This window comes from Flavobacterium sp. TR2, from assembly GCF_025252405.1.
Lineage (GTDB): Bacteria > Bacteroidota > Bacteroidia > Flavobacteriales > Flavobacteriaceae > Flavobacterium.
The window spans coordinates 3,322,519-3,342,785 of the sequence record NZ_CP104307.1 but is presented as its reverse complement, the minus strand read 5'-3'; the positions used below and the strand labels follow the sequence as shown (position 1 = coordinate 3,342,785).

Below are 20,267 nucleotides of genomic sequence, written 5' to 3'. Positions count from 1 at the left end.
ACAAAAAATGAAAAATTCAGAAAAACAAGGTCAGACTAATGCGGCCACACCAAAAGCAAGTCAGACAAAAGATATAAAAAAACAACGCAAAATTTAATATTGTAGAACCAGCCTCAGATGCTGCCGAAGAGTTGAAAGATTTATTTATAGACAGCCTCAAAGATATTTACTGGGCAGAAAATGCTTTAGTCAGTGCTTTGCCAAAGATGGCAGCCAACGCATCGTCTGCGGGTCTTTCGGGAACTATTTTAGAACATCTTTCTGTGACTCAAAATCAGGTTTCAAGACTAGAAAAAGTTTTTGATTTGCTGGGAGAAAAAGTTGAAGGCAAAAAATGTGAGGCAATGGCAGGCTTATTAAAAGAAGGCGACAACATTCTTTCAGAAACGGCTCCTGGAGCAGTTAGAGATGCAGGAATCATTGCTGCATCGCAAAAAATAGAGCATTATGAAATTGCATCGTACGGAACATTGGTGGCTTTTGCAAAAGCCATTGGAGAAAATGATGCCGCAAAATTGTTGACACAGACTCTTGCAGAAGAAAAAGAAGCAGGAACTGGTAGAGACCAAGGAGGTCTTTGGTGTACAGGAAGGGCTAAAAATATTTTAATGACTTCACTAATTGATGCAGGTTATTCAGAAGATGAAGCTGAAGCTTTGATTGATAAATTGATGTGGTACAATACTCCTGAATTTCCTACTGCAGGTGAAATGTTAGATGCAGGTTTTGTAGGTGCTGATTATTATTTTAAAAACGATAAAAATAAAGTTATGCACTTAAATTTTGATTTTGGTAAAACAGCTCAAAATGAGGAAGATTCAAAAAAGAAAGCTAGTGGATTGTCTGATTTAATATCTAATTTTACAAACTTATCTTCTGGTACATATAAATGGAATGGAACGTCTTGGGCAAAACAATAACATATGAAAACAATAATATTAAAGAAATCGTTAATAATTATTATCACAATAATTCTCCTTTTTGTAGGATATAAGCAATATGAAGTTGAAACTTATATAAATAAACAAAAAGAAACGTATGGAATATTAAAAGATAAAAAAAGAATACATTATATGCCTTTTGCTGTTCATTTTTTAAGTGGGGAAATTAATAATACACGAAATTATCGAGCAGAAGCGAAAGCATTTTTTATGGCGTATGATATTGTTAATGTTAAATCTGCATACACTGATAAAGATTTTGATAGTTATATGGTTTATTGCTATTTTTCTAAGGAAGAAATTGATAGATATTATAATCAGAGGAAGAAAAAAGATTCACCTAAAAAGCGTTTACGTTCTTCTATGTGAAACAATTAAAGTAATTGAAGCCATTCCATAACGGAGTGGCTTTTTTATAATCCAAATAGTTATATTAGCTTAATTCAAAAACTAAAAGTTATGACAGCAGAGCAAATAATATCAGTAGTAGGTTTAGTTGGATTCGGTGGGATTCTTAAAACTTCTTTCGATTTTTTGGTTGCTACCCGAAAAGCCAAACAAGATGCTAAGCAGACAATGAAAGAGACCAGATACAAAGCTATAATCTTACCCCCCGCTCTCCGAAGAGTTCAACTGAAAAAGCTGCGCAAATGTCTCTGACTTTGCGCAATTTTTTTTCACCTTAGAAATTACAGCCATGATAAAAGTCTCTGACTTTTTGCGATCACTTATTAAAAAATAGAAATGCTTAAATCTCTATAATTTGTATTAAATTTGGTTTTAAAGTCAGAGACTTTTAGAGGTTTGCGTTTTTTAAAGAGGAAGATGGGCAGCGCAAAGTCGGAGACATTTGCGCTGCCTGAGTTACAATTCATCATGAATTACTACTTTTAAACCAACAGACTACTAATCAAAAAACTAAAAAGGATGCAAACTGAAAACCTAGAAATCCCAAAAATAAGTTTTGATGCAAATGGAGAATTAATAATTACGGTCTCTCCCACTTCGTCTAAAGATGTTTTTATTTTTTTTTGAAGGAAAATGGAAACCTAATCTGCTTAAAAGTCTATCAAGGAGATTGGGGAAGCTGGGATGAAAAACCTGAAAGCGACTCAGAATGCAGTCAAGAAATTAAAGTAGATTACACTGATTGATTTTGGAATATATCTCCAAATACAAATAACAAACCTCTATAAAAAAAGACAGATATTTTTATATCTGTCTTTTTTATAAACATTCAAAAATAAATGCTTTTAATATTTTGTCCAAAAACTAGTGACTATTTGCTGAAATCATAGCTTAGAGAAGCGCCAAGCCCGAACTGAAATGTTGATGCATAATCATTAACTGCTATTGGTCCCCAATAGTAGTCCCAATAATAGTCGTATCCTACAGCAGCAGACATAGACTGCAGATATGCGTGAAGATTAATTGACAATGGCGAGTTCGTTTTTACCTTCACACCGCCTTTAATCTCCCAAGCAAAATAAGTTCCGTTACCGCTTCTTGGCGTTTCAAGAATCGAAACCCCTAAGCCCGCACCAAGAAAAGGAAGCGCTTTTTGGGAGCTTGAGCCAAAGTAATACGTATAATCTGCCAGTATGTAATTGATCGCACCTTTATCATCGCCAGCGTTAATCTGAGTTCCTGCAGGAATAGTGTTTGCGCCATTGTCTATACGAACTTTTGTATACAGAGGCATATGGGTATCAAGTCTGTTATACTTCAATTCTATCGAAGCATTATCCATTATAAAATATTCCAAACCTAAACCGTACTCAAAACCATCTTCTACCTTTGCGTAAGAAGAATCAAAATCTACTCTGTCGGAAAAAGTATACCCTCCATACAGGTTAAGCAAAAAAGACTGAGCGCTTTGCGCCGACATTGCCAGTGAAAAGAAAAAAAAGACAGATAATAAATGATACTTTTTCATAATTTAAAATTTTAGTTTGTAATAATGGGAAGTTATTATTCTCAAGCCCGTCAGTTTAATTGAAAAATAATTAGCGTCTGTATTAAGGCCTTAATTCTTATCCAAAGTTATCTTACAAAACTGATTTTCAGCTAAAATACCTGCTCAATTATGTTTCAAATTATAAAATGAAACCATATTTTATAATATTTCTAGAAAATTATGTGTCTTATTTTAAAATGAAAGCATCAGTTTAAACCTTCTATTCAGTTTACGAAGGTTTTCGATAGCTAAGTTTGCGCCAAGCTGCATCTATAATTTAAAAATTTGTGGGTTTTGTGAGTGCTAAATAAAAAAACCTGTTCTCCGAAGTATTCTTATGAAAAGCTGCACAGATGTCTCTGAACTGCTCGAAAAAAGTTAAACACTTCATGGAACAGAGGATTACTTAATTTTAAAAATTAGAATACTCCCAATCAACCTCGTATTTAAAAATTTTATCTCTCACTTTTTCAAGTATAAAAATTTTTAAATACGCTTGATATCCAGCTGGTGGATAAGCAAGTTTAACTTTCTTTATTTTTTCCACTTCTTCCTTTTTCTTTTTGTAAAACTTATATGCATCATTTTGCAAATTAGCTGGATTTTCAAGTTTTATATTATCTAAAACATCAAGTGAGCAACTTTCTTTTTTGTTCTTTTTTACATCAAACTTGAATCGCTCATCATTAATTCCAAAATATGTTATGCCATTTTTTTCATTCTTTCTATTTTCACTTAAGGCAGAATCAAACATAATGTATTTAACTGGTTTTAAATACTTATCTCCGCCTTTATATAAAACAAAATAATCATTTGATTTTTCTTGTCCACTTATCAGATTAATTGTTAGTAATACTAACAGACAAATATTTTTTTTCATATTTAATTACAATTAGAAGGTCCTTGATAAAAATTTTCTTTTATTAAATTAGTAATATTCACTGCTCTCCGAAGTATTCTTATGAAAAGCTGCGCAAATGTCTCCGACTTTGCGCTTTTCAAACTAAATATATTTAAAAAATGTTAACTTCTTAAAGTCTCCGACTTTAAACCAAATCTGTTGATAGTTTATGTAAGGCTTCGTCTCATTTAAAATACCTGAGATGTTCTGTAAAAGTCAGAGCCTTTTGGGTGCAGTTTAGTGAAATTTGCGCAGTTTTTCAGTTGAACTTTCATGAATTGCTAAAATAATTATATCCATAAAAAAAACCAGTGAATCAACTTCACTGGTTTTTTTATTAATTTTCATAAATCATCATCAATTTTAAGATGACTTATAGAACAGATTTATTTTGTGATGCCAAACATCATGACCAATTTATCGTTAAGATAAAAATTAAGCGTTTGGTCTGCTACGTCAAAACGCAGGTCTTTATTGTTTAAATAAGACAATATTTTTTGCTCTGTTTTATTCCCTTCTTCACCAATACACGCCATTAATGTAGCTGCTATTTTATCAAAAGAAATAGTATCACCGCTAGTTTCATAAGTTCCAGCGAAATTGTTGCAACCTGTATTTCCGCTCACCTTTTTTTCTGCCACATTAAACTTAATAGAAGCTTTTCCGTAATCCTGTCCAACATTTTCAAGTGCGATTAGTTTCCAGTTGTTTTTTCCAATAAAAGCCCATAACTCGTTTTGAGTTGGTATAGAAAATTCCATAACAACTTTGTTCTTAGTGTTTTTAAACTGCACTTTATTGTTTTTCTTTACAATTTTGAACTTTTTATTGGTTATTGCAGCGCTAAAATCTTGTTCCAATTTCATGCTTTCGCTATCACAAGCCATTAAAGTTCCCATAGGAGAATTGGTCTTGATTTGATTTTTTGAAGAAAGCTTGGTATACTTTACATTAAAATTATTACATCCGTTTTTACCGCTTATTGTACCAGTTTCATCATTAATGGTGATAAATGCTTTTCCGCTGTTTATCTTTTTACCGTTTAACTGAGTCAAAACCATTTTTGTATTATAAATTCCTTTTTCCTTGCTTACAGGGGTTTTCGAAATAATGCTTTTCAATTTATATTGGTATGCAGAAGCATCAGCAGGAATCGGTTCTTGCCTTTTTGTTCTCGTTACCATTATCTCATATCGATTTCCTTTTTCAAAATTAAAACCTTCAATATGATCATAAAAAAGCTGCCATTCTTTGTCGTTATCGTACTTAACCTGTAGACATTCCATAGGTCCCACACCTGTACATGGCACTTTGCTTTCTTTTACAAACATTTTTAAACTTTCCTGACCGTACGTGAATGTTGATAATAACACTACTACAAAAACATACATACATTTAAATCTTTTCATCATTTTTTAATTTTTTAGAATACCGATTAAGCATTCTGATTATTCATGGTCTTCCGGTAGGCATGAATTGTGCCACTTTAAAACAAAGAATGTTTTTAACTTTTTTTTATAAGCCCTGAATACTGCTTTTTCATTAACAATAAAAACATTACACACTCATAATCAGTTCGTTTGCATAAATATAACAAAAATTACCCATTCTGTTATATTTAATATTATTTTTGTAGGATTTTTATCTGTTTTAAATTTAAACTGCCATCATTGATTGTGTGACATAGTTCTTAACTCATCGCTGAATTAAACCAAAAATAGGATTTAGGATTTAAGCGCACCAGTTCGAGAAGTAAGACTAGAAAGCAATTCTAGAGGCTCTACATAATGCGGGTTTTTGCTAATTTTTCCATCCTTGATCACATAAGGATGTGTCAGCAATATATCTGTGAGCGCACTTTGGCTGAAACTGCTGATATCGTACATACAAATTAATGAAACTGAATGTTGCGGAGTAAGCAAGTTCAGTCTAGCCTCGTACTCTAAAAGTTCTTCGGTTCCTGGTAGGTTCTTGAGAGCCCATACCATATCGCCGCACGCTCTAACACTATCATAACCCGCTCTTGAAGCTGATAATAAAGTCTGTTCGAGCATTTTGTACATTTTTTCGGCAGCAAACTCTCCATCCTTTATATAAGAATTCTCAGAAGCTAGTACTTCCAATTGGCCAGTTGACAGTTTTTCGGCAATAGATATTCCATTATCGGCTAAGCAACGGCAGTGCTCCCCATGACGGTTTCCTTCAAGGATATTAATTACTTTATCATTTGCTTTCAATCCTTCCATGATATAAGGAATGATTACTTCATATTGCTGTTCTCTGGAATCGAAAAAACCGCAAATGTGCATTGGAGCTGTCAATGGTTCTCCACATACCGTAAAAGAAGTTTCTTTAGTCATAGCTCAAATATACGTAATTAATTTTCCTCAACAAATAAGTAACAAACGATATTCTCCTTCGTTTTCTAGTGGCGCTCTATGAATGCAGGGCTGCACTTCTTGTTTTGGATGATCCACAGCCAGACGCCAAAGATGTCCTGTGCCTAAGTTAATAGGCTTGGCATTGGCGTGTACCTGATAATGCAAATCAAAATAATTTTCTTTCAAAAAGTCTTCAAACTCCTCTTCTGCTCCATCATGAAGCTCTTTCAGTTTTGCTCGAATTTCTGGAATCAGGATTTTTTGTTCTGCTTGAGGATTAGAAACAATATCGCTTGCCGCTCCATGATAGGTGCATAAAAAAGTATCTGTTGCAATGGGCGAACGATCGACATGAAACGAATACACATCAGTAGATATGAAGTCAAATTCATCGTCGCGTTCGTAGCACTTCAGTAAATTAAGAGAAGGCGAAGCTCCAAAATCGGCTAATAATTGCAAATCATTTAAAATTGTTTCTCTTGCGATGCTTCCTTGTTCTGAGAGTTGAAGCGCTTTTAAGTCTTCAGGAAAAACTTCTGTTATATTTTCTTTTAACGATAACTTGTCTGCAATTTCTTTGAAGTCGCCCTCTAAGTTTCTGTACCAGCAAAGCGCATTCATCTCATCTTTGAAATTGGTTTGCACAAGTTCGGAGAAGGTAGATACTACTCCAATTTGGCTGTTATCAGAAAATATATTGGTCATGTACTCGTTTATAATGTTGTTTTTTTATGATTATTTCTTGGATTGCCAAAACCTATCTTTTCCTTCTGCAATCCATTCTAGTGCTTGCGCAATTCTTTTATTTCTAGTTTCGTCTGTCTTTGCATCTGCAATCCAAATAATATAATTTTTACGGAATGACGGCGATTTGCTTTCAAAAATTTCGATTGCTTTGCTGTCCTTTTTTAAGGCATCCATAAATTCTTGAGGAGCTACAACTTCTGCAGTTGATTTTTCTTTTGTTGGTTTGGGTTTAGCAGTTCCATTTTCATTCAAAATCATTGCCTCTCTAATATATGCGGCCAATATTTCTTTGCTTGGCAGCTCAGACAAATCTTTGATTTTGTCCATATACCCAAATTTTTTACCTGCTTTTACACTTGCTTGAATCTCCTTGTCTTTCATCAATTCAGCTTTGTATAGACTAAAAGAACAATGCTGTTTAAAACCGCCCATCATAACTAAATGATCTCCTTTATAAGAATAATGAGGCGTTCCCCATTTAATATTTTCTTCCACTTCGGGACAGGTGCTAAAAATTACTTCTCGCAAATGGTTCAAAATAGGTTTTGCAAAGTCAGCCATTTTTGCAATGTAAGCCGTAACGTCTTGGTTATATTTTTCCATCGATAGAACTATTTATATTTGTGATAAAATTTCAAACTACTTGAATATTAATATACTTTAATGCAAAACAGTTTTGCATTTTTTTATCGAATTTATGACAAATCTACTTAAATGAGCATATATTTTGATTATTTAAATAGATAAATTTTCTTATAAATCTATATTTAATTAAAAATCCCATTTCTAGTGAAATGGGATTTTTAAGAGCTTCTTATTTTTTTACTTTAAAAATTTTATAAAATACAAAAAGAATGCCTAGCCATATCGGAATTAATTCTACAGATAACTTCATGTCTGTCATCCACATGATAGATAAAATACCTAATAAGAACACAAAACAGATGTAATTGCTTACTGGATAAAATATTGAAGCAAACTTGGTTTTAATGTTCGCTTTGTCTTTTGTGCGTCTAAATTGCAGGTGCGTATACGAGATCATAACCCAGTTTATAACTAAACACGACACCACTAAAGACATTAAAATACTAAAGGCTTCTTCTGGAATTACTTTATTGATTAAAATACAGATGGCTGCAAAACAGGAAGAAATTAAAATAGCATTAATTGGCACCGATTGTTTGTTTAGCTTCTTTAAAAACTTAGGAGCACTGCCTTGATCAGCTAAACCAAATAACATTCTCGAGTTGCTGTACACACTGCTGTTATACACTGATAAAGCTGCGGTTAATACAATGAGATTAAGCACATTGGCAATAAGACGTGTAAAGTATATTTTGTTGCCAAACAGCTCAAACTCCATTCCGTTTAAGTTTTGAAAAACCATTACAAACGGACTGCTGTCTGTTGTAATCTGTCTCCAAGGCGATAACGCAAATAAAATAACCAAGGCTCCAACATAAAATATAAGAATTCTATAAATAACCTGATTGGTTGCTTTTGGGATGTTCTTTTCTGGATTTTCAGCCTCAGCTGCCGTAATTCCGATTAGTTCTAAACCTCCAAAAGAAAACATAATTAGCGCCATTGCAGACAATAAACCTTGAAAGCTGCCATTTGCCGTTTTTTCGAAGAAACCTTTTGGAAAGAAACCTCCATCGTTATACAAATTATGAATTGTAGCGTGTTCTCCTCCCGTACCGCTTACGAGCAGGTAAGTTCCAAAAAGAATCATGGCTATAATGGCGACAACTTTTATGATAGAAAACCAAAATTCAGTTTCTCCGTACACTTTTACAGAGGCAAAATTCAGCGCATTAATAACGAGAAAGAAAAATAAACTGGATGCCCAAAGCGGAATTTCAGGCCACCAAAACTGCACGTAAACACCAATGGCTGTGAGTTCGGCCATACTCACCAGAATATATAAAATCCAATAATTCCAACCGGATGCAAAACCAGCAAAAGAGCCGCAATACTTATAAGCAAAATAGCTAAAGCTTCCTGAAACAGGTTCTTCGACAACCATTTCGCCAAGCTGTCTCATAATAAAAAAAGCGATGATTCCGGCAATGGCATATCCTAAAATTACAGACGGTCCTGCTAATACAGCCGCTGGTCCAATGCCAAGGAAAAGACCTGTTCCTATTGATCCGCCTAGGGCAATTAATTGAATGTGGCGGTTAGTCAGCCCGCGTTTAAGCTGATTGTCTTCTGCGGCATCATTATTATTTTTCACAAATGAAGTTTTAAAGGTGTAAAATGTTTTTCAAAAATCTATAAACAGCGAAGATAAGTTAAAATCTGAGAATTTTAATAATTTGCATTTAGAACAATACCGAAAATCCTTTTGCATATTTTGTAAACAGATCGATTGCTAGCAGAATGATCATAAGTAGTATAAAAATGATCAAATACGTAATTCTTTGCGCTTTTACATTGAATTCGAAAGTCTCAGGGTTTATAAAATAATCGGCATAAACGACTTTAGAAACTTTTATATGAGGACAAAATAAAGCAACTCCCTGCAAGAAATGAGCCGTTAACTGATTTTTATTCTTGGGCAAATAAGACAATCCATTCTCGGATGTGGCAAAATGAATGGGAATGCGTTTGCCTTCTTTAAAACCAAAAATATACCCAGCGGTATATTTTGTTCCCGTTTTTCGATCAATATCGCTTACATAAGCCTCTGTACTGGCTTCTAAATCTTTGTACAAAACGCTTTGAATCTTTCCATCAAACTGGTGGTGATGCAGACCGAAACGATCTACAGAGATCAAAGTAACTTTTTTCAGCCTTTGCTTTTGGTAGTTTTTATAAAGAGCCCAAATGCCCAAAAGAAGTAAAGGAAAATAGATACAATTGAAAATTATCTCTCCATTAGACAAACGGCTATTGTGCTCCAGCTGAATGCTTAGAGGAATTGCAACAAATAAAGAAAGCATTGCAACACTCAAAAGTCCGAACAATGCATACATTAAAATTGTAGCTCCTAAATTGCGTTGCGAATGTATTTCTGGAAAGTTTGCTTGACTATAAATCATTAAAAAGCATCTTTAAAATTAAATGAGGCACTATTGGATTATCATGAGAGTTTAATGATAACTATAAACTTATAAAATTTTAAATATCTAGCTAATTATTTCAATGTATTTTTGAGCTATGATGGAGTAATCGAAATTTTCTTCTGCATATTTTCGTATTTGCTTCCGATAGAGACCATTTTCATTTATCGCTTTTTCTGCATTTTCTAAGACTTCATCAATGGTATCACATACATATACCCACGGAAGACTAAGGTCTAAGTTGGCAGAGGCTTCTTTTGAAATCACAAGTGAAAGTCCCGCTGCCATTGCTTCTAATACCACTAAAGGGTGCGCCTCTCCATCACTAAATAATATTAAACAGGAATAATTTGTTAGGTTTTCATGCACTTCGGCCCTATTCCATTCGCCCAAATAATTGACATATTTATGATCAACTTTAAAATCAGGAGTGCCTATTGGACCGACAAAATCACAAATTATGCTTCTTTTTTCTACAATTTTTCTAGTTACTTCATTTTGCCTGTTCCTTGCTTCAATTCTGCCTAGATAAATTGCCTTTTTATACAAAGTCTTTTCTTTAAATGAAAACTGTTTCATTTCGACACCATTAGGAAGCACTTCAATTTTTCCCTTAAATCCGTTGCTTAGAAATACATTTGATATCTCTTGACTAAAAACAATCAAACGTTTGCTTTTCATCAAATTTTTAAAAGTAATCTCATATCCGCAATCCCATTTCTTTTGAAAAGCAGCATAAGCATAATGGCTTGTAATGAATAATTTAAATCCGAAATAGATAGAAAGTGTGTCCCAAAATTTTGTCAGCGGATCAAAATGCAGATGCACAACATCATAACTCCAAGGTTTAGCCAATACTGCAGCCTTCAATCCTCCTTTGTTTAAAATATCAACTTTATGGCCAAGCGCCTCGCAATATATTTTCTGATTCCAAATAAGTGTTTCAATAGCACCCCAACCGTCTGATGGAATTGGCATAATTCCAGGTCCTACAAGGAGTATTTTCATAAAAAAGAATTGTATTTTTAGGTAAAATTAGTATTCGTTGCTTCTAATGAAACTAAATTGCTTTTTTAGCCGCAAATATCTTTTGCTTTTAGCATATAAATTAATCCTATATTATCTCTAAAACATACAATGTTACCCGAAAGGCAAACTTCAAATAATTCTAATGGTAAAAAATCGCAAACCAAAAAGCCCATCTCAAACGAGATGGGCTTTCTAAACATTTATTCTATCAAACCAAAGGCTAATTTAGCTCCACTCTGGAAACTGAGTCTTGTTTAAATCCAGTTTTTCAATCGCATTCATATCGGTATCGTCAAGCTGGAAATCAAATATGGCGAGGTTTTCTGCAATATGCGCTTTTTGCGATGATCTAGGAATAGCGACAATACCGCGCTGCAGATGCCATCTCAAACTTACTTGTGCGGTAGTTTTGCTATGTTTCTTAGCAATCTGCATTAATACTTCATTGGTAAAAAGACCATTGCGCCCTTCTGCAAAAGGTGCCCACGCCTCCATTTGAATATTATGGTGTTTTAGCACTTTATAATCATCGGACTGCTGAAAAAAAGCATGAGTTTCGATCTGATTCACAACTGGTTTTACTTGAGCGTAAGATAAAAGATCGTCCATTTGCGCAGGATCAAAGTTGCTTATGCCTATAGCTTTTATTTTTCCGGCATTGTAAAGTTCTTCCATAGCTTTCCAAGATCCTTTTACGTCCCCTCTCGGGCGGTGTATCAGGTACAAGTCAAGATATTCTACCTGCAATTTTTTTAATGTTTCCTCAAAACCTTTTTTTGCATTTTCATACCCAGCATCATCAACCCAAAGTTTGGAGGTAACAAAAAGCTGTTTTCTGTCAATTCCGCTTTGTTTAATAGCGCTTCCAACCTCTTTTTCATTTCCGTATACTTTTGCGGTATCAATAAGACGATAGCCTGCTGCAATCGCCTCTACAACAGATCGCTGACAAACTTCGCCACTAAGTCCGTATGTTCCAAACCCGAGCATTGGCATTTTTAAACCATTATTAAGTTTAACATTTGGAATCGCCTTTGCATCTTTATCCGTCAAGATATTTCCGAACAATTCGGGCATACCGAATACGCCTAAATAAATTCCTGCTGCCGCAAATTTTGCAGTACTCTGTAAAAACTTGCGACGGTTTATTTCGTTTTTTTGGTTTTGAGAACTCATCTTTTTTGGTTTATTAGTCAATTCATAATCAGCTAATAAAAGTATAGATTATATTTTAAACGAAAAAGAGTCCGCTTCGAGATTCTTCCAAACAAAACTTATTTTAAAGCTTGAAATAATATCTCTACCGGGTGCTGTGCTTTTCGTCCAGTTCCATCGGCGATCTGGTGCCTGCAGCTAGTTCCTGAAGCAGAAATTAAAGTTGCTGTTTCTTCTGCCCTAATTGCGGGAAATAAAACCAGTTCTCCAATTTTCATAGAAATATCATAGTGCTCTTTTTCATAACCAAATGAACCTGCCATACCGCAACACCCGCTTGGAATATTTAAAACAGTATAATTCTCTGGCAGTGAAAGTATCTTTTTTAGCGGCACTAAAGAAGACAGACTTTTTTGAAAGCAGTGCCCATGCATACGCACGCGCTCAGCTTGATTGGTAAAACTATCAGGCGAAATGTGTCCTGCTTCCAATTCTTTCGCCAAGAATTCCTCAATTAAAAAAGTTCTTCCAGCAAAAAGTTTTGCCTTCTCTTTGAGATCTGAACGGCATAAATCAGGGTATTCGTCGCGAAAACTTAATATCGCCGAAGGCTCAATTCCAATTAAAACTCCGTCTGCTGGAATCGCCGCCTCAAAATCTCTCGTGTTCTTTTCTGCAATTTCGCGCGCTTCTTTCAGCATTCCTTTAGAAAGATAGGTTCTTCCACTGATTCCAATTTTAGGAATCTCAACTTCATAGCCTAATCTGTTTAAAAGTTTTACAGCCGTCTGCCCTATTTCAACATCATAATAATTCAAGAATTCGTCATTGTACAAATACACCTTTCCGTTTGTAAAATCGCCTGTTTGATTGTAATTTTTCATCCATTTTCCAAAAGTAATTTTGTGCATTAAAGGCAGTTGTCGCTGTACCGCAAAACCAGTTCCTCTCTTAATCCACTTGCCCAAAAGGCCTTGAGCAGATAAATTATACAGCCAAGGCACTGAGGCAAACAGCTGATTTATTTTTGGGGTGTGTCCAATTAGTTTTGAACGCAATTTCACGCCATTTTTATCATGATACTGCTGCAATGTTTCTGCTTTTAATTTGGCCATATCCACATTTGACGGGCATTCAGATTTACAGCCTTTACAGCTTAAACATAAATCTAGAACATCAAGCAGATTTTCATCATCAAACCGATTGTTTTTTGCTGAATTTGTTATCGTCTCCCTGAGCATATTGGCACGCGCTCTGGTGGTGTGTTTTTCGTCTCGGGTTGCCATATAGCTTGGACACATCGTGCCACCGCTTTTTTCGGTTTTTCTGCAATCTCCCGATCCGTTGCACATTTCGGCTGCGCGAAGAATTCCGTTGTGTTCTGAGAAATCAAAATAAGTCTCGGGCATTGGCGTATCCTGACCTGCCTTATATCGCAAACTCGTATCCATAGGAGGCGTGTTTACAATTTTTCCGGGATTAAAAATGCCCCACGGGTCCCAAACCTTTTTTATCTGAACAAATAACTGGTAAATTTCGTCTCCAAGCATCAGCGGAATAAACTCTCCGCGAAGCCTTCCGTCACCGTGTTCTCCACTCAAAGAGCCCTGGTATTTTTTTACCAAATGCGCAATATCTGTTGCAATAGTCCTAAAAAGGGCTGTTCCTTCTTCGGTTTTTAGATCAATAATAGGACGCAGATGCAACTCGCCCGTTGCGGCGTGCGCATAATGCACACAGTTTAAATTTCTTTCTTGTAAAATAGCATTAAAATCTGCTATAAAGTCAGGCAAATCATTAACGTCTACGGCTGTATCTTCAATTACGGCAACTGCTTTGGCGTCTCCCGGAATATTAGACAGCAAACCTAATCCAGCTTTTCTTAATGCCCAGACTTTATTAGTGTCTTCACCGTAAACAATCGGAAAATGATACCCCAAATTTTTAGATCGCATTAAAGCTTCCATTTCCCTAGCAATGTGGTCGATTTCTTCTTGCGAATCTCTCAAAAACTCGACCGCCAAAATAGCCTGAGGGTCTCCTTTTACGAAAAAACGATTCTTGCTTTGTTCAATATTTTCTTTGGTGCATTCCAAAATATAGTGATCGATTAGCTCAACACTGTCCGGATTAAATTTCAATGCTTCAATATTGGCTTTTAAAGATTCATGTATGCTTTCAAAATGCACACAAATCAATGCAGAAAAAGGTTTTAAGGCATCGACCAGATTTAATTTTATTGCGGTAGAAAAAAACAGCGTTCCTTCAGATCCTGCTATCAGTTTGCAGAAATTAAATCTTTCTTCAGCATCGGTAAATGGACTGCTGTCTGCCAATAAATCTAAGGCATATCCTGTATTTCTTCTTGGAATCGTTTTTTTAGGAAAATTAGCTTCAAATAAATTTCTGTTGCTCTCAGACGACAGTATTTCTTTGGCTTGAAGATAAATAGCCTGCTCTAACGGACTCACGACATTAATTCCGTTGCACTTTTCTTCAAATTCGGCATTGGTCAACGAACCAAAAACAGCTTCATTTCCGTCTGCCAGAAAACCTTTTATCTCCAGCACGTGCTCGCGAGTTGATCCATACACAACAGATCGCGCCCCGCAGGCATTATTTCCTACCATACCGCCAATCATGCAGCGATTGCTGGTAGAAGTTTCTGGTCCGAAAAAAAGCTTATACGGTTTTAAATAAAGATTTAGTTCATCGCGAATTACTCCGGGTTCGACCCAAGCCGACTTCTCTTCTTGATTTACGGCAATAATCTTGGTGAATTCCTGCGAAATATCTACGACAATTCCATTTCCTACCACTTGTCCCGCTAGTGAAGTCCCAGCCGCACGAGGAATTATGCTGCTATTGTTTTCTTTCGCAAAAAGAATAATTTTTCGAATATCGTCTTTAGTTTTCGGAATCGCCACAGCCAAAGGCATTTCTTTGTAAGCGCTCGCATCTGTTGCGTAAAGCAGACGCATCGTATGGTCGTAAAATAATTTGCCCTCTAATTCCTTTTCTAAATCTTCAAGTTTAGCTGCAATCTTTGGAAGGATATTATGATTCATTTTTATTTGTTGTTAACTATTGTTTTAACACATAGAAACATAGATTTATATCTTAAAAAAAAGACAATAGAAAAGGACTCATTTCTTAACACATAGCCCCAAAGCGTCGAAAGGCATTCATTTTAGGCGAAACGCTCCTTGCACGATATAAAAATCTATGTTTCCATCTGAAAAAATTCTATAATTCGCTTAATGCAACATCTAGCAATGCTACCATTTCATCGGCATTTTGTTTGTTAAACGGCATTGGCGGCTTTATTTTCAAAACGTTGTGCAAAGGTCCGTCTGTGCTTAATAAATAGCCATTTGCTTTTAATTTTTCGACTACAATATCTATTTCAGGAATAGCAGGCTCCATCGTTGTTCTGTCTTTTACCATTTCTGCGCCAATAAACAGTCCGTGCCCTCTAACATCGCTGATAATAGGGTGTTTCTTCATTAACTCTTTTAGCCCTTCCATCAAATAATTTCCAGTTTCGAGCGCGTGCTGCTGCATTTCTTCCTGTTCAATTACTTCTAAAACGGCCAGTCCTGTCGCCATAGAAACAGGGTTTCCTCCAAAAGTATTAAAGTACTCTAAACCATTATTGAAAGCTTCTGCAATTTCCTCGGTAACGATTACCGCTGCAAGCGGATGCCCATTTCCTATTGGTTTTCCTAGAACAACAATATCCGGAACCACATTCTGCAGTTCGAATCCCCAGAAATGATCTCCAATTCGTCCAAAACCAACCTGAACTTCATCTGCAATGCAAACGCCTCCAGCTGCTCGAACATACTCATACACCGTTTTTAAATAGTTCTGAGGCAACGGAATCTGGCCTCCTACTCCCAATAAAGTTTCACAAATAAATACAGCTGGCGCTTTGTCTTCTTTTTTAAGATCTTCAATAATTCGCTGAACATCTGCGGCATATTTTTCACCTGCTGTTTCATCGCCATATTTGTACGGACCACGGTACAAATCTGGATTAATTGCTTTATGAATCCACGGCATTTGGCCAGAACCTCCTTTGCTGTCAAATTTATACGGACTCATCTCCATGGCAACTGTCGAAGTTCCGTGGTAGGCATGATCCAGTACTATAATATCTTTCTGTTTGGTAAAATGACGGCTCATGCGAATTGCTAAATCATTGGCCTCGCTACCAGAATTGACAAAATAGCAAACGCTTAGTTTTTCTGGTAAAGTTGCAGTCAGTTTTTTTGCATAATCGGTAATGGCATCATTTAAATATCTTGTATTTGTGTTTAAAGTCGCTATTTGATGCTGCATTTTTCTCACCACAACAGGATGGCAATGTCCCACGTGCGAAGGGTTATTTACACAATCCACAAAGGTTCTTCCTTTGTCATCATACAGATACTGCAAAGCTCCTTTTACAATTTTGAGTTTGTCTTTGTAGCCAATGCTTAGATTTCGTCCTATTTTCTTTTTCCTGATTTCAAGCAGTTCCGAATAGTCGTCACTGTTTATCAATCCGTCAAAACCGCAGGCTTTTCTAAATGCATCCTGTGCTTTGATCGGGTTAATTTTTATTAATTTGTATAATAAATCCCATGCTGGCTTTTCGGTAACAAAATGGTGCTCGTTATTGCTGTCTAATGAAGCGTTGTACGCAGATTGCGTTACGCTGATGCAAAGTCTTCCTGCAATCAAATAGTACAGCAGATCTAATTCCTGTTCTGTAAGTGCGTATGACTCATGATATCCTTTCACAATTGTCGCCGCTACGCCCAACGGATCTTCTTCATCCAACATAGCATACACGCAAGCAATCGCCAGATTATTGATTAAAGCGGTGTATACCATATCGCCAAAATCAATCAGACCGCTGACACGGTTTCCTTGCACTAATACATTGTAGTCATTTGCATCATTATGAATATAGGCGTGCCTCAAACGGTGTATGTTGGGCAGTACTTCAGTATCAAACTGCAATAGAAAATAACCCGCAATACGTCTTCTTTCGTGATTTAGAATATATTTTAAGTTATCTCCCGCCTCACTTGCACGGCTAATATCCCAAGTATAATTTCGATGCATTGCCGGATGAGAAAAATTGGCCAGCGCAGCGTCCATATTACCTAGAAACGAACCTAAATTGTAATGCAGTTCGCTGTTTTTGTTCTTTTCTTCAACCCAAAAAATTCCTTCTAGAAAGTTTAAAATTCGGATATAATACGTTTGAGAATCCGTTGCTATTTTTGTGAGCTCCTCTCCTTCTTTATTCAAGCAAAAATGCTGAAAACAATCTGAAATGCTGCTTTTGGTCAGATGCCTGATAATGGCTGCCTGCGCTTCCAAAAATGGAAATGGATGACTCTCATTGGATACCTTTAGAATATATTTTTCATTTTTCTCATTAGAAAGAAGAAAGTTCAATTCATCATATCCATTTAATGCTTTTACGGCTACATTTAATCCGTAGTGTTCTTTTACTAAATCCTGAATAATTGCTTCTGAAAAAGTCATTGTTATTCTATTAAATTGTTATTTCTGTGTTTTTTTAGCCACGAATTACACGAATTCTCTTCCTCTATTGACATTATCCTGCAAGGTCTTTTTCTGACCTTGTAGGTATTTTAAAGGATTCTACAATATTCTCGCGTCATAATTAAATACCTACAAGGTTTTAAAAACCTTGCAGGAGAGCTATATAATTATTTCCAAATAACGGCTTGTGCCGGTTCTAATGGATTTTTTCCAACCAGTATTTTACTTCCTGCAGGAATTGGCAGATTTACAGTTTCATTGGTATAATTTACACCTACATAAAAACCGTCGCGCCATTCTACATAAACGCCTTTTGGCAGATCGTCAATAGCAACTTTTGCGCGCTCGTATACCGTTCTCACCACTTGTCTTTCCAGATTTCCATCTTTACTTTCGGCACCGATATACGTAACTGTTCCTTTTCCTAGTTTTCTGGTAATTGCCGCAGCCTTGCCTTTGTAAAACTGATCGGCATAAGAAGCCAAAACTTCTGTTCCTTGTTTCGGATTTAAAACATCTGCCCAAACGTTCCATTTATAGGTATTGTTTCCTGCATTAATTGTTCCGTTGACATCTTCAACCAGCATATCAAAAAACTCCACGTCAGCCCCTATCAATGGCACGATTGGCCCGCTCCAATTGGCTTCAAAGAAGTGGCCGTTTTTATCTTTTTGGCCTGTACGGCACGAAAGGATTAAATTTCCGCCATTTTCAACATATTTGGTCCATTTGTCTACCAGTTTTTGATCAATTAATTGATAAGCTGGCGCAACGATAAACGGATAAGCAGAAAAATCGCTTTCTTCTGTAATAAAATCCATTGGCGCACCTGTCGATTTTACAGCCGAAGTATAGGTATTTCTATGTCTCCAAGTGCTCCAAAATTCGGTTTGCTTCTGATTTTCCAAATCCCACAGGTTTTCGTGGCTCCATAAAAAACCCGTTTTTCTTTTTGCAATTTCCTGCGGAATCACTGCTTTTGGATCATATTCTTTACGAAGCAATTTCATGTCTTCAATTGATTGCACAAACTCTTTTCCTCCTGTTGTCAAAGTCACGCCATCTGTTCCCACAATTCCATCATGATACATTTCGCTGCTTCCTAGAGGGTGTCTGTATCTATACGTGCAGGTAAAAGAACAGCCTCCGCCAAAAGCTTGAGAAATCCACATATGAACGGTTCCAGGAAGCAATTGCGGATTAATGCTCGCCCAGTTTACTTGTCCCGGCTGCATTTCCATAACTCCTGTCACGCCATTTATAGATCGGTAATAATCATTGGCTTCAGAAATTTTATTAGGATGCCCCATTCTAAAGTTTTGTCCGCCCAACTGATTTCTGCCGCTTACCGGATACATCGTGTAGGTTGCAAAGTCCATTTTATCAGTTCTTCGAGGGTCTGCTCCATAAACGACATTGGTATAATTTGTTGTTATCCATTGTTTTGGATCGATGTATTTTCGAAGTGTTTCGGCCTGCAGATTCAAATATTCTGCTTGTGAGTCTGCCGTGTATCTTTTGAAATCCAAAATAGCATGGGGACTTAGTTTGTCTTCAAAATAAATCTCAGCATTTGGAATGGCAATCTGTTCAAAATTATTGTATCTAATGCTCCAGAAACTGGCTACCCATTCTGCATTTAATTTTTCGATTGTGCCATATTTTGCTTTCAGCCACTTCTGAAAACCTTTTTGTGCCGAAGGGCTAAAATCATCTGGCGCTCCTGGTTCGTTATCCACCTGCCAGCCTATGACGTTTTTATTTTTACCGTACCTTTTTCCTAATTCAGTCACAATTTTAGCCACAAATTCTCTGTACTTTTCATTAGAAACCGATTGGTTTGCTCTGTTTCCGTGCTCTCTGCGTCGCCCGCTTGCATCTACCAGATAAATTTCCGGATATTTCTCTCCCATCCACGCAGGAGGTGTTGGCGTTGGCGTGCACATAATTACTTTCAGACCTTGTTTTTCGGCAATTGCCAACGCATCGTCCAGCCATTTAAAGTCGTATTTGCCTTCTTCAGGTTCCATGAAAGTCCATGCGAATTCGGCAAAATGCGTAAACTCAAATCCAAGTTTTTTAATGTTTTTTAAATCGCGTTCCCATTGTTCTCTTGGCCATTGTTCAGGATAATAATAAACCCCAATCTGCATTAAATCTGGCTTTGAGAAAAATCGCTGTGGGTCTTTATTTTCTGAAACTGCGCTTTTTTTGCTCTGCGCAAAAACAGGCGTCAAATTACAGCTGGCTATAAGCAAACCAGCCGTTATTATTTTTGTAAAAGGTATATTGTAGTTAAACATACTTTGTGTTGTTATTAATTAAATGTAGGATCTTGTTTTAAACTAGTCGAGTGCAATGTATAAACTAAATTAAATACATAGAAACATAGATTTTTTTCTTTAAAAAGGGCAATTGAAAGAAACTAGTTTCTAACACATAGCTATGTCTGCTTTGAAAAGTGAAACGCCTTCTATGCAACTAGAAAGTCTATGTTTCTATGTGTTAAAAATCTATGCGATT

15 protein-coding genes are annotated in these 20,267 nt (G+C 36.1%); 2 read left to right on the top strand and 13 right to left on the bottom strand.

The window, feature by feature from the left end:
• Positions 1-131: 131 nt before the first annotated feature.
• Both N4T20_RS21800 and N4T20_RS14650 read left to right on the top strand, forming a co-directional pair.
• The gene (locus N4T20_RS21800; protein ID WP_313771872.1) at positions 132-920 is read left to right on the top strand and encodes a ferritin-like domain-containing protein; all 789 of its coding nucleotides are present in this window, start codon (positions 132-134) and stop codon (positions 918-920) included.
• Between the two features lie 3 nt (positions 921-923).
• Positions 924-1,310, top strand: coding sequence for a hypothetical protein (locus N4T20_RS14650; RefSeq protein WP_260669880.1), 387 nt, complete (start codon positions 924-926; stop codon positions 1,308-1,310).
• Positions 1,311-2,220: 910 nt separating this feature from the next.
• Here N4T20_RS14650 and N4T20_RS14645 read toward each other — a convergent pair.
• The 13 genes from N4T20_RS14645 to N4T20_RS14585 form a co-directional block, all read right to left on the bottom strand.
• The gene (locus N4T20_RS14645) at positions 2,221-2,877 is read right to left on the bottom strand and encodes a porin family protein (RefSeq protein WP_260669879.1); all 657 of its coding nucleotides are present in this window, start codon (positions 2,875-2,877) and stop codon (positions 2,221-2,223) included.
• Positions 2,878-3,310: 433 nt separating this feature from the next.
• Entirely contained in the window at positions 3,311-3,778 is a 468-nt protein-coding gene (locus N4T20_RS14640; RefSeq protein WP_260669878.1) for a hypothetical protein, read from the bottom strand.
• A gap of 407 nt (positions 3,779-4,185) precedes the next feature.
• Positions 4,186-5,211, bottom strand: a complete 1,026-nt coding sequence (locus N4T20_RS14635) for an META domain-containing protein (protein WP_260669877.1) — start codon at positions 5,209-5,211, stop codon at positions 4,186-4,188.
• Between the two features lie 312 nt (positions 5,212-5,523).
• Complete coding sequence (locus N4T20_RS14630; RefSeq protein ID WP_260669876.1) at positions 5,524-6,159, bottom strand: MEDS domain-containing protein; 636 nt, start codon at positions 6,157-6,159, stop codon at positions 5,524-5,526.
• A 27-nt stretch (positions 6,160-6,186) separates the two neighbouring features.
• The gene (locus tag N4T20_RS14625) at positions 6,187-6,885 is read right to left on the bottom strand and encodes a DUF1826 domain-containing protein (protein WP_260669875.1); all 699 of its coding nucleotides are present in this window, start codon (positions 6,883-6,885) and stop codon (positions 6,187-6,189) included.
• Positions 6,886-6,915: 30 nt separating this feature from the next.
• Positions 6,916-7,530 carry a YdeI/OmpD-associated family protein gene (locus N4T20_RS14620; RefSeq protein ID WP_260669874.1) on the bottom strand — a complete coding sequence of 205 codons (615 nt, stop codon included), beginning with the start codon at positions 7,528-7,530 and terminating at the stop codon, positions 6,916-6,918.
• Between the two features lie 211 nt (positions 7,531-7,741).
• On the bottom strand, positions 7,742-9,166 hold the full coding sequence (locus N4T20_RS14615) for an amino acid permease (protein ID WP_260669873.1): 1,425 nt from the start codon (positions 9,164-9,166) through the stop codon (positions 7,742-7,744).
• Between the two features lie 88 nt (positions 9,167-9,254).
• Positions 9,255-9,974: a hypothetical protein gene (locus N4T20_RS14610; RefSeq protein WP_260669872.1), complete on the bottom strand. Its 720-nt coding sequence runs from the start codon at positions 9,972-9,974 to the stop codon at positions 9,255-9,257.
• A gap of 87 nt (positions 9,975-10,061) precedes the next feature.
• Positions 10,062-11,003 carry a glycosyltransferase family 4 protein gene (locus tag N4T20_RS14605; RefSeq protein WP_260669871.1) on the bottom strand — a complete coding sequence of 314 codons (942 nt, stop codon included), beginning with the start codon at positions 11,001-11,003 and terminating at the stop codon, positions 10,062-10,064.
• A 246-nt stretch (positions 11,004-11,249) separates the two neighbouring features.
• Entirely contained in the window at positions 11,250-12,200 is a 951-nt protein-coding gene (locus N4T20_RS14600; protein ID WP_260669870.1) for an aldo/keto reductase, read from the bottom strand.
• Positions 12,201-12,298: 98 nt separating this feature from the next.
• The gene (locus N4T20_RS14595) at positions 12,299-15,247 is read right to left on the bottom strand and encodes an FAD-binding and (Fe-S)-binding domain-containing protein (RefSeq protein WP_260669869.1); all 2,949 of its coding nucleotides are present in this window, start codon (positions 15,245-15,247) and stop codon (positions 12,299-12,301) included.
• A gap of 178 nt (positions 15,248-15,425) precedes the next feature.
• Entirely contained in the window at positions 15,426-17,723 is a 2,298-nt protein-coding gene (locus tag N4T20_RS14590; protein WP_260669868.1) for an aminotransferase class III-fold pyridoxal phosphate-dependent enzyme, read from the bottom strand.
• A 188-nt stretch (positions 17,724-17,911) separates the two neighbouring features.
• Positions 17,912-20,047 (bottom strand): beta-galactosidase, encoded by a 2,136-nt coding sequence (locus N4T20_RS14585; RefSeq protein WP_260669867.1) that lies wholly within the window; start codon positions 20,045-20,047, stop codon positions 17,912-17,914.
• Positions 20,048-20,267 lie beyond the last annotated feature (220 nt).

Bases quoted from the DNA above. Each gene is read 5' to 3' on its own strand.
- N4T20_RS14595 (WP_260669869.1), bottom strand. From the start codon at position 15,247: ATGAATCATAATATCCTTCCAAAGATTGCAGCTAAACTTGAAGATTTA.
- N4T20_RS14585 (WP_260669867.1), bottom strand. From the start codon at position 20,047: ATGTTTAACTACAATATACCTTTTACAAAAATAATAACGGCTGGTTTG.
- N4T20_RS14630 (WP_260669876.1), bottom strand. From the start codon at position 6,159: ATGACTAAAGAAACTTCTTTTACGGTATGTGGAGAACCATTGACAGCT.
- N4T20_RS14605 (WP_260669871.1), bottom strand. From the start codon at position 11,003: ATGAAAATACTCCTTGTAGGACCTGGAATTATGCCAATTCCATCAGAC.
- N4T20_RS14640 (WP_260669878.1), bottom strand. From the start codon at position 3,778: ATGAAAAAAAATATTTGTCTGTTAGTATTACTAACAATTAATCTGATA.
- N4T20_RS14590 (WP_260669868.1), bottom strand. From the start codon at position 17,723: ATGACTTTTTCAGAAGCAATTATTCAGGATTTAGTAAAAGAACACTAC.
- N4T20_RS14635 (WP_260669877.1), bottom strand. From the start codon at position 5,211: ATGATGAAAAGATTTAAATGTATGTATGTTTTTGTAGTAGTGTTATTA.
- N4T20_RS14620 (WP_260669874.1), bottom strand. From the start codon at position 7,530: ATGGAAAAATATAACCAAGACGTTACGGCTTACATTGCAAAAATGGCT.
- N4T20_RS14645 (WP_260669879.1), bottom strand. From the start codon at position 2,877: ATGAAAAAGTATCATTTATTATCTGTCTTTTTTTTCTTTTCACTGGCA.
- N4T20_RS14600 (WP_260669870.1), bottom strand. From the start codon at position 12,200: ATGAGTTCTCAAAACCAAAAAAACGAAATAAACCGTCGCAAGTTTTTA.
- N4T20_RS14625 (WP_260669875.1), bottom strand. From the start codon at position 6,885: ATGACCAATATATTTTCTGATAACAGCCAAATTGGAGTAGTATCTACC.
- N4T20_RS14610 (WP_260669872.1), bottom strand. From the start codon at position 9,974: ATGATTTATAGTCAAGCAAACTTTCCAGAAATACATTCGCAACGCAAT.
- N4T20_RS14650 (WP_260669880.1), top strand. From the start codon at position 924: ATGAAAACAATAATATTAAAGAAATCGTTAATAATTATTATCACAATA.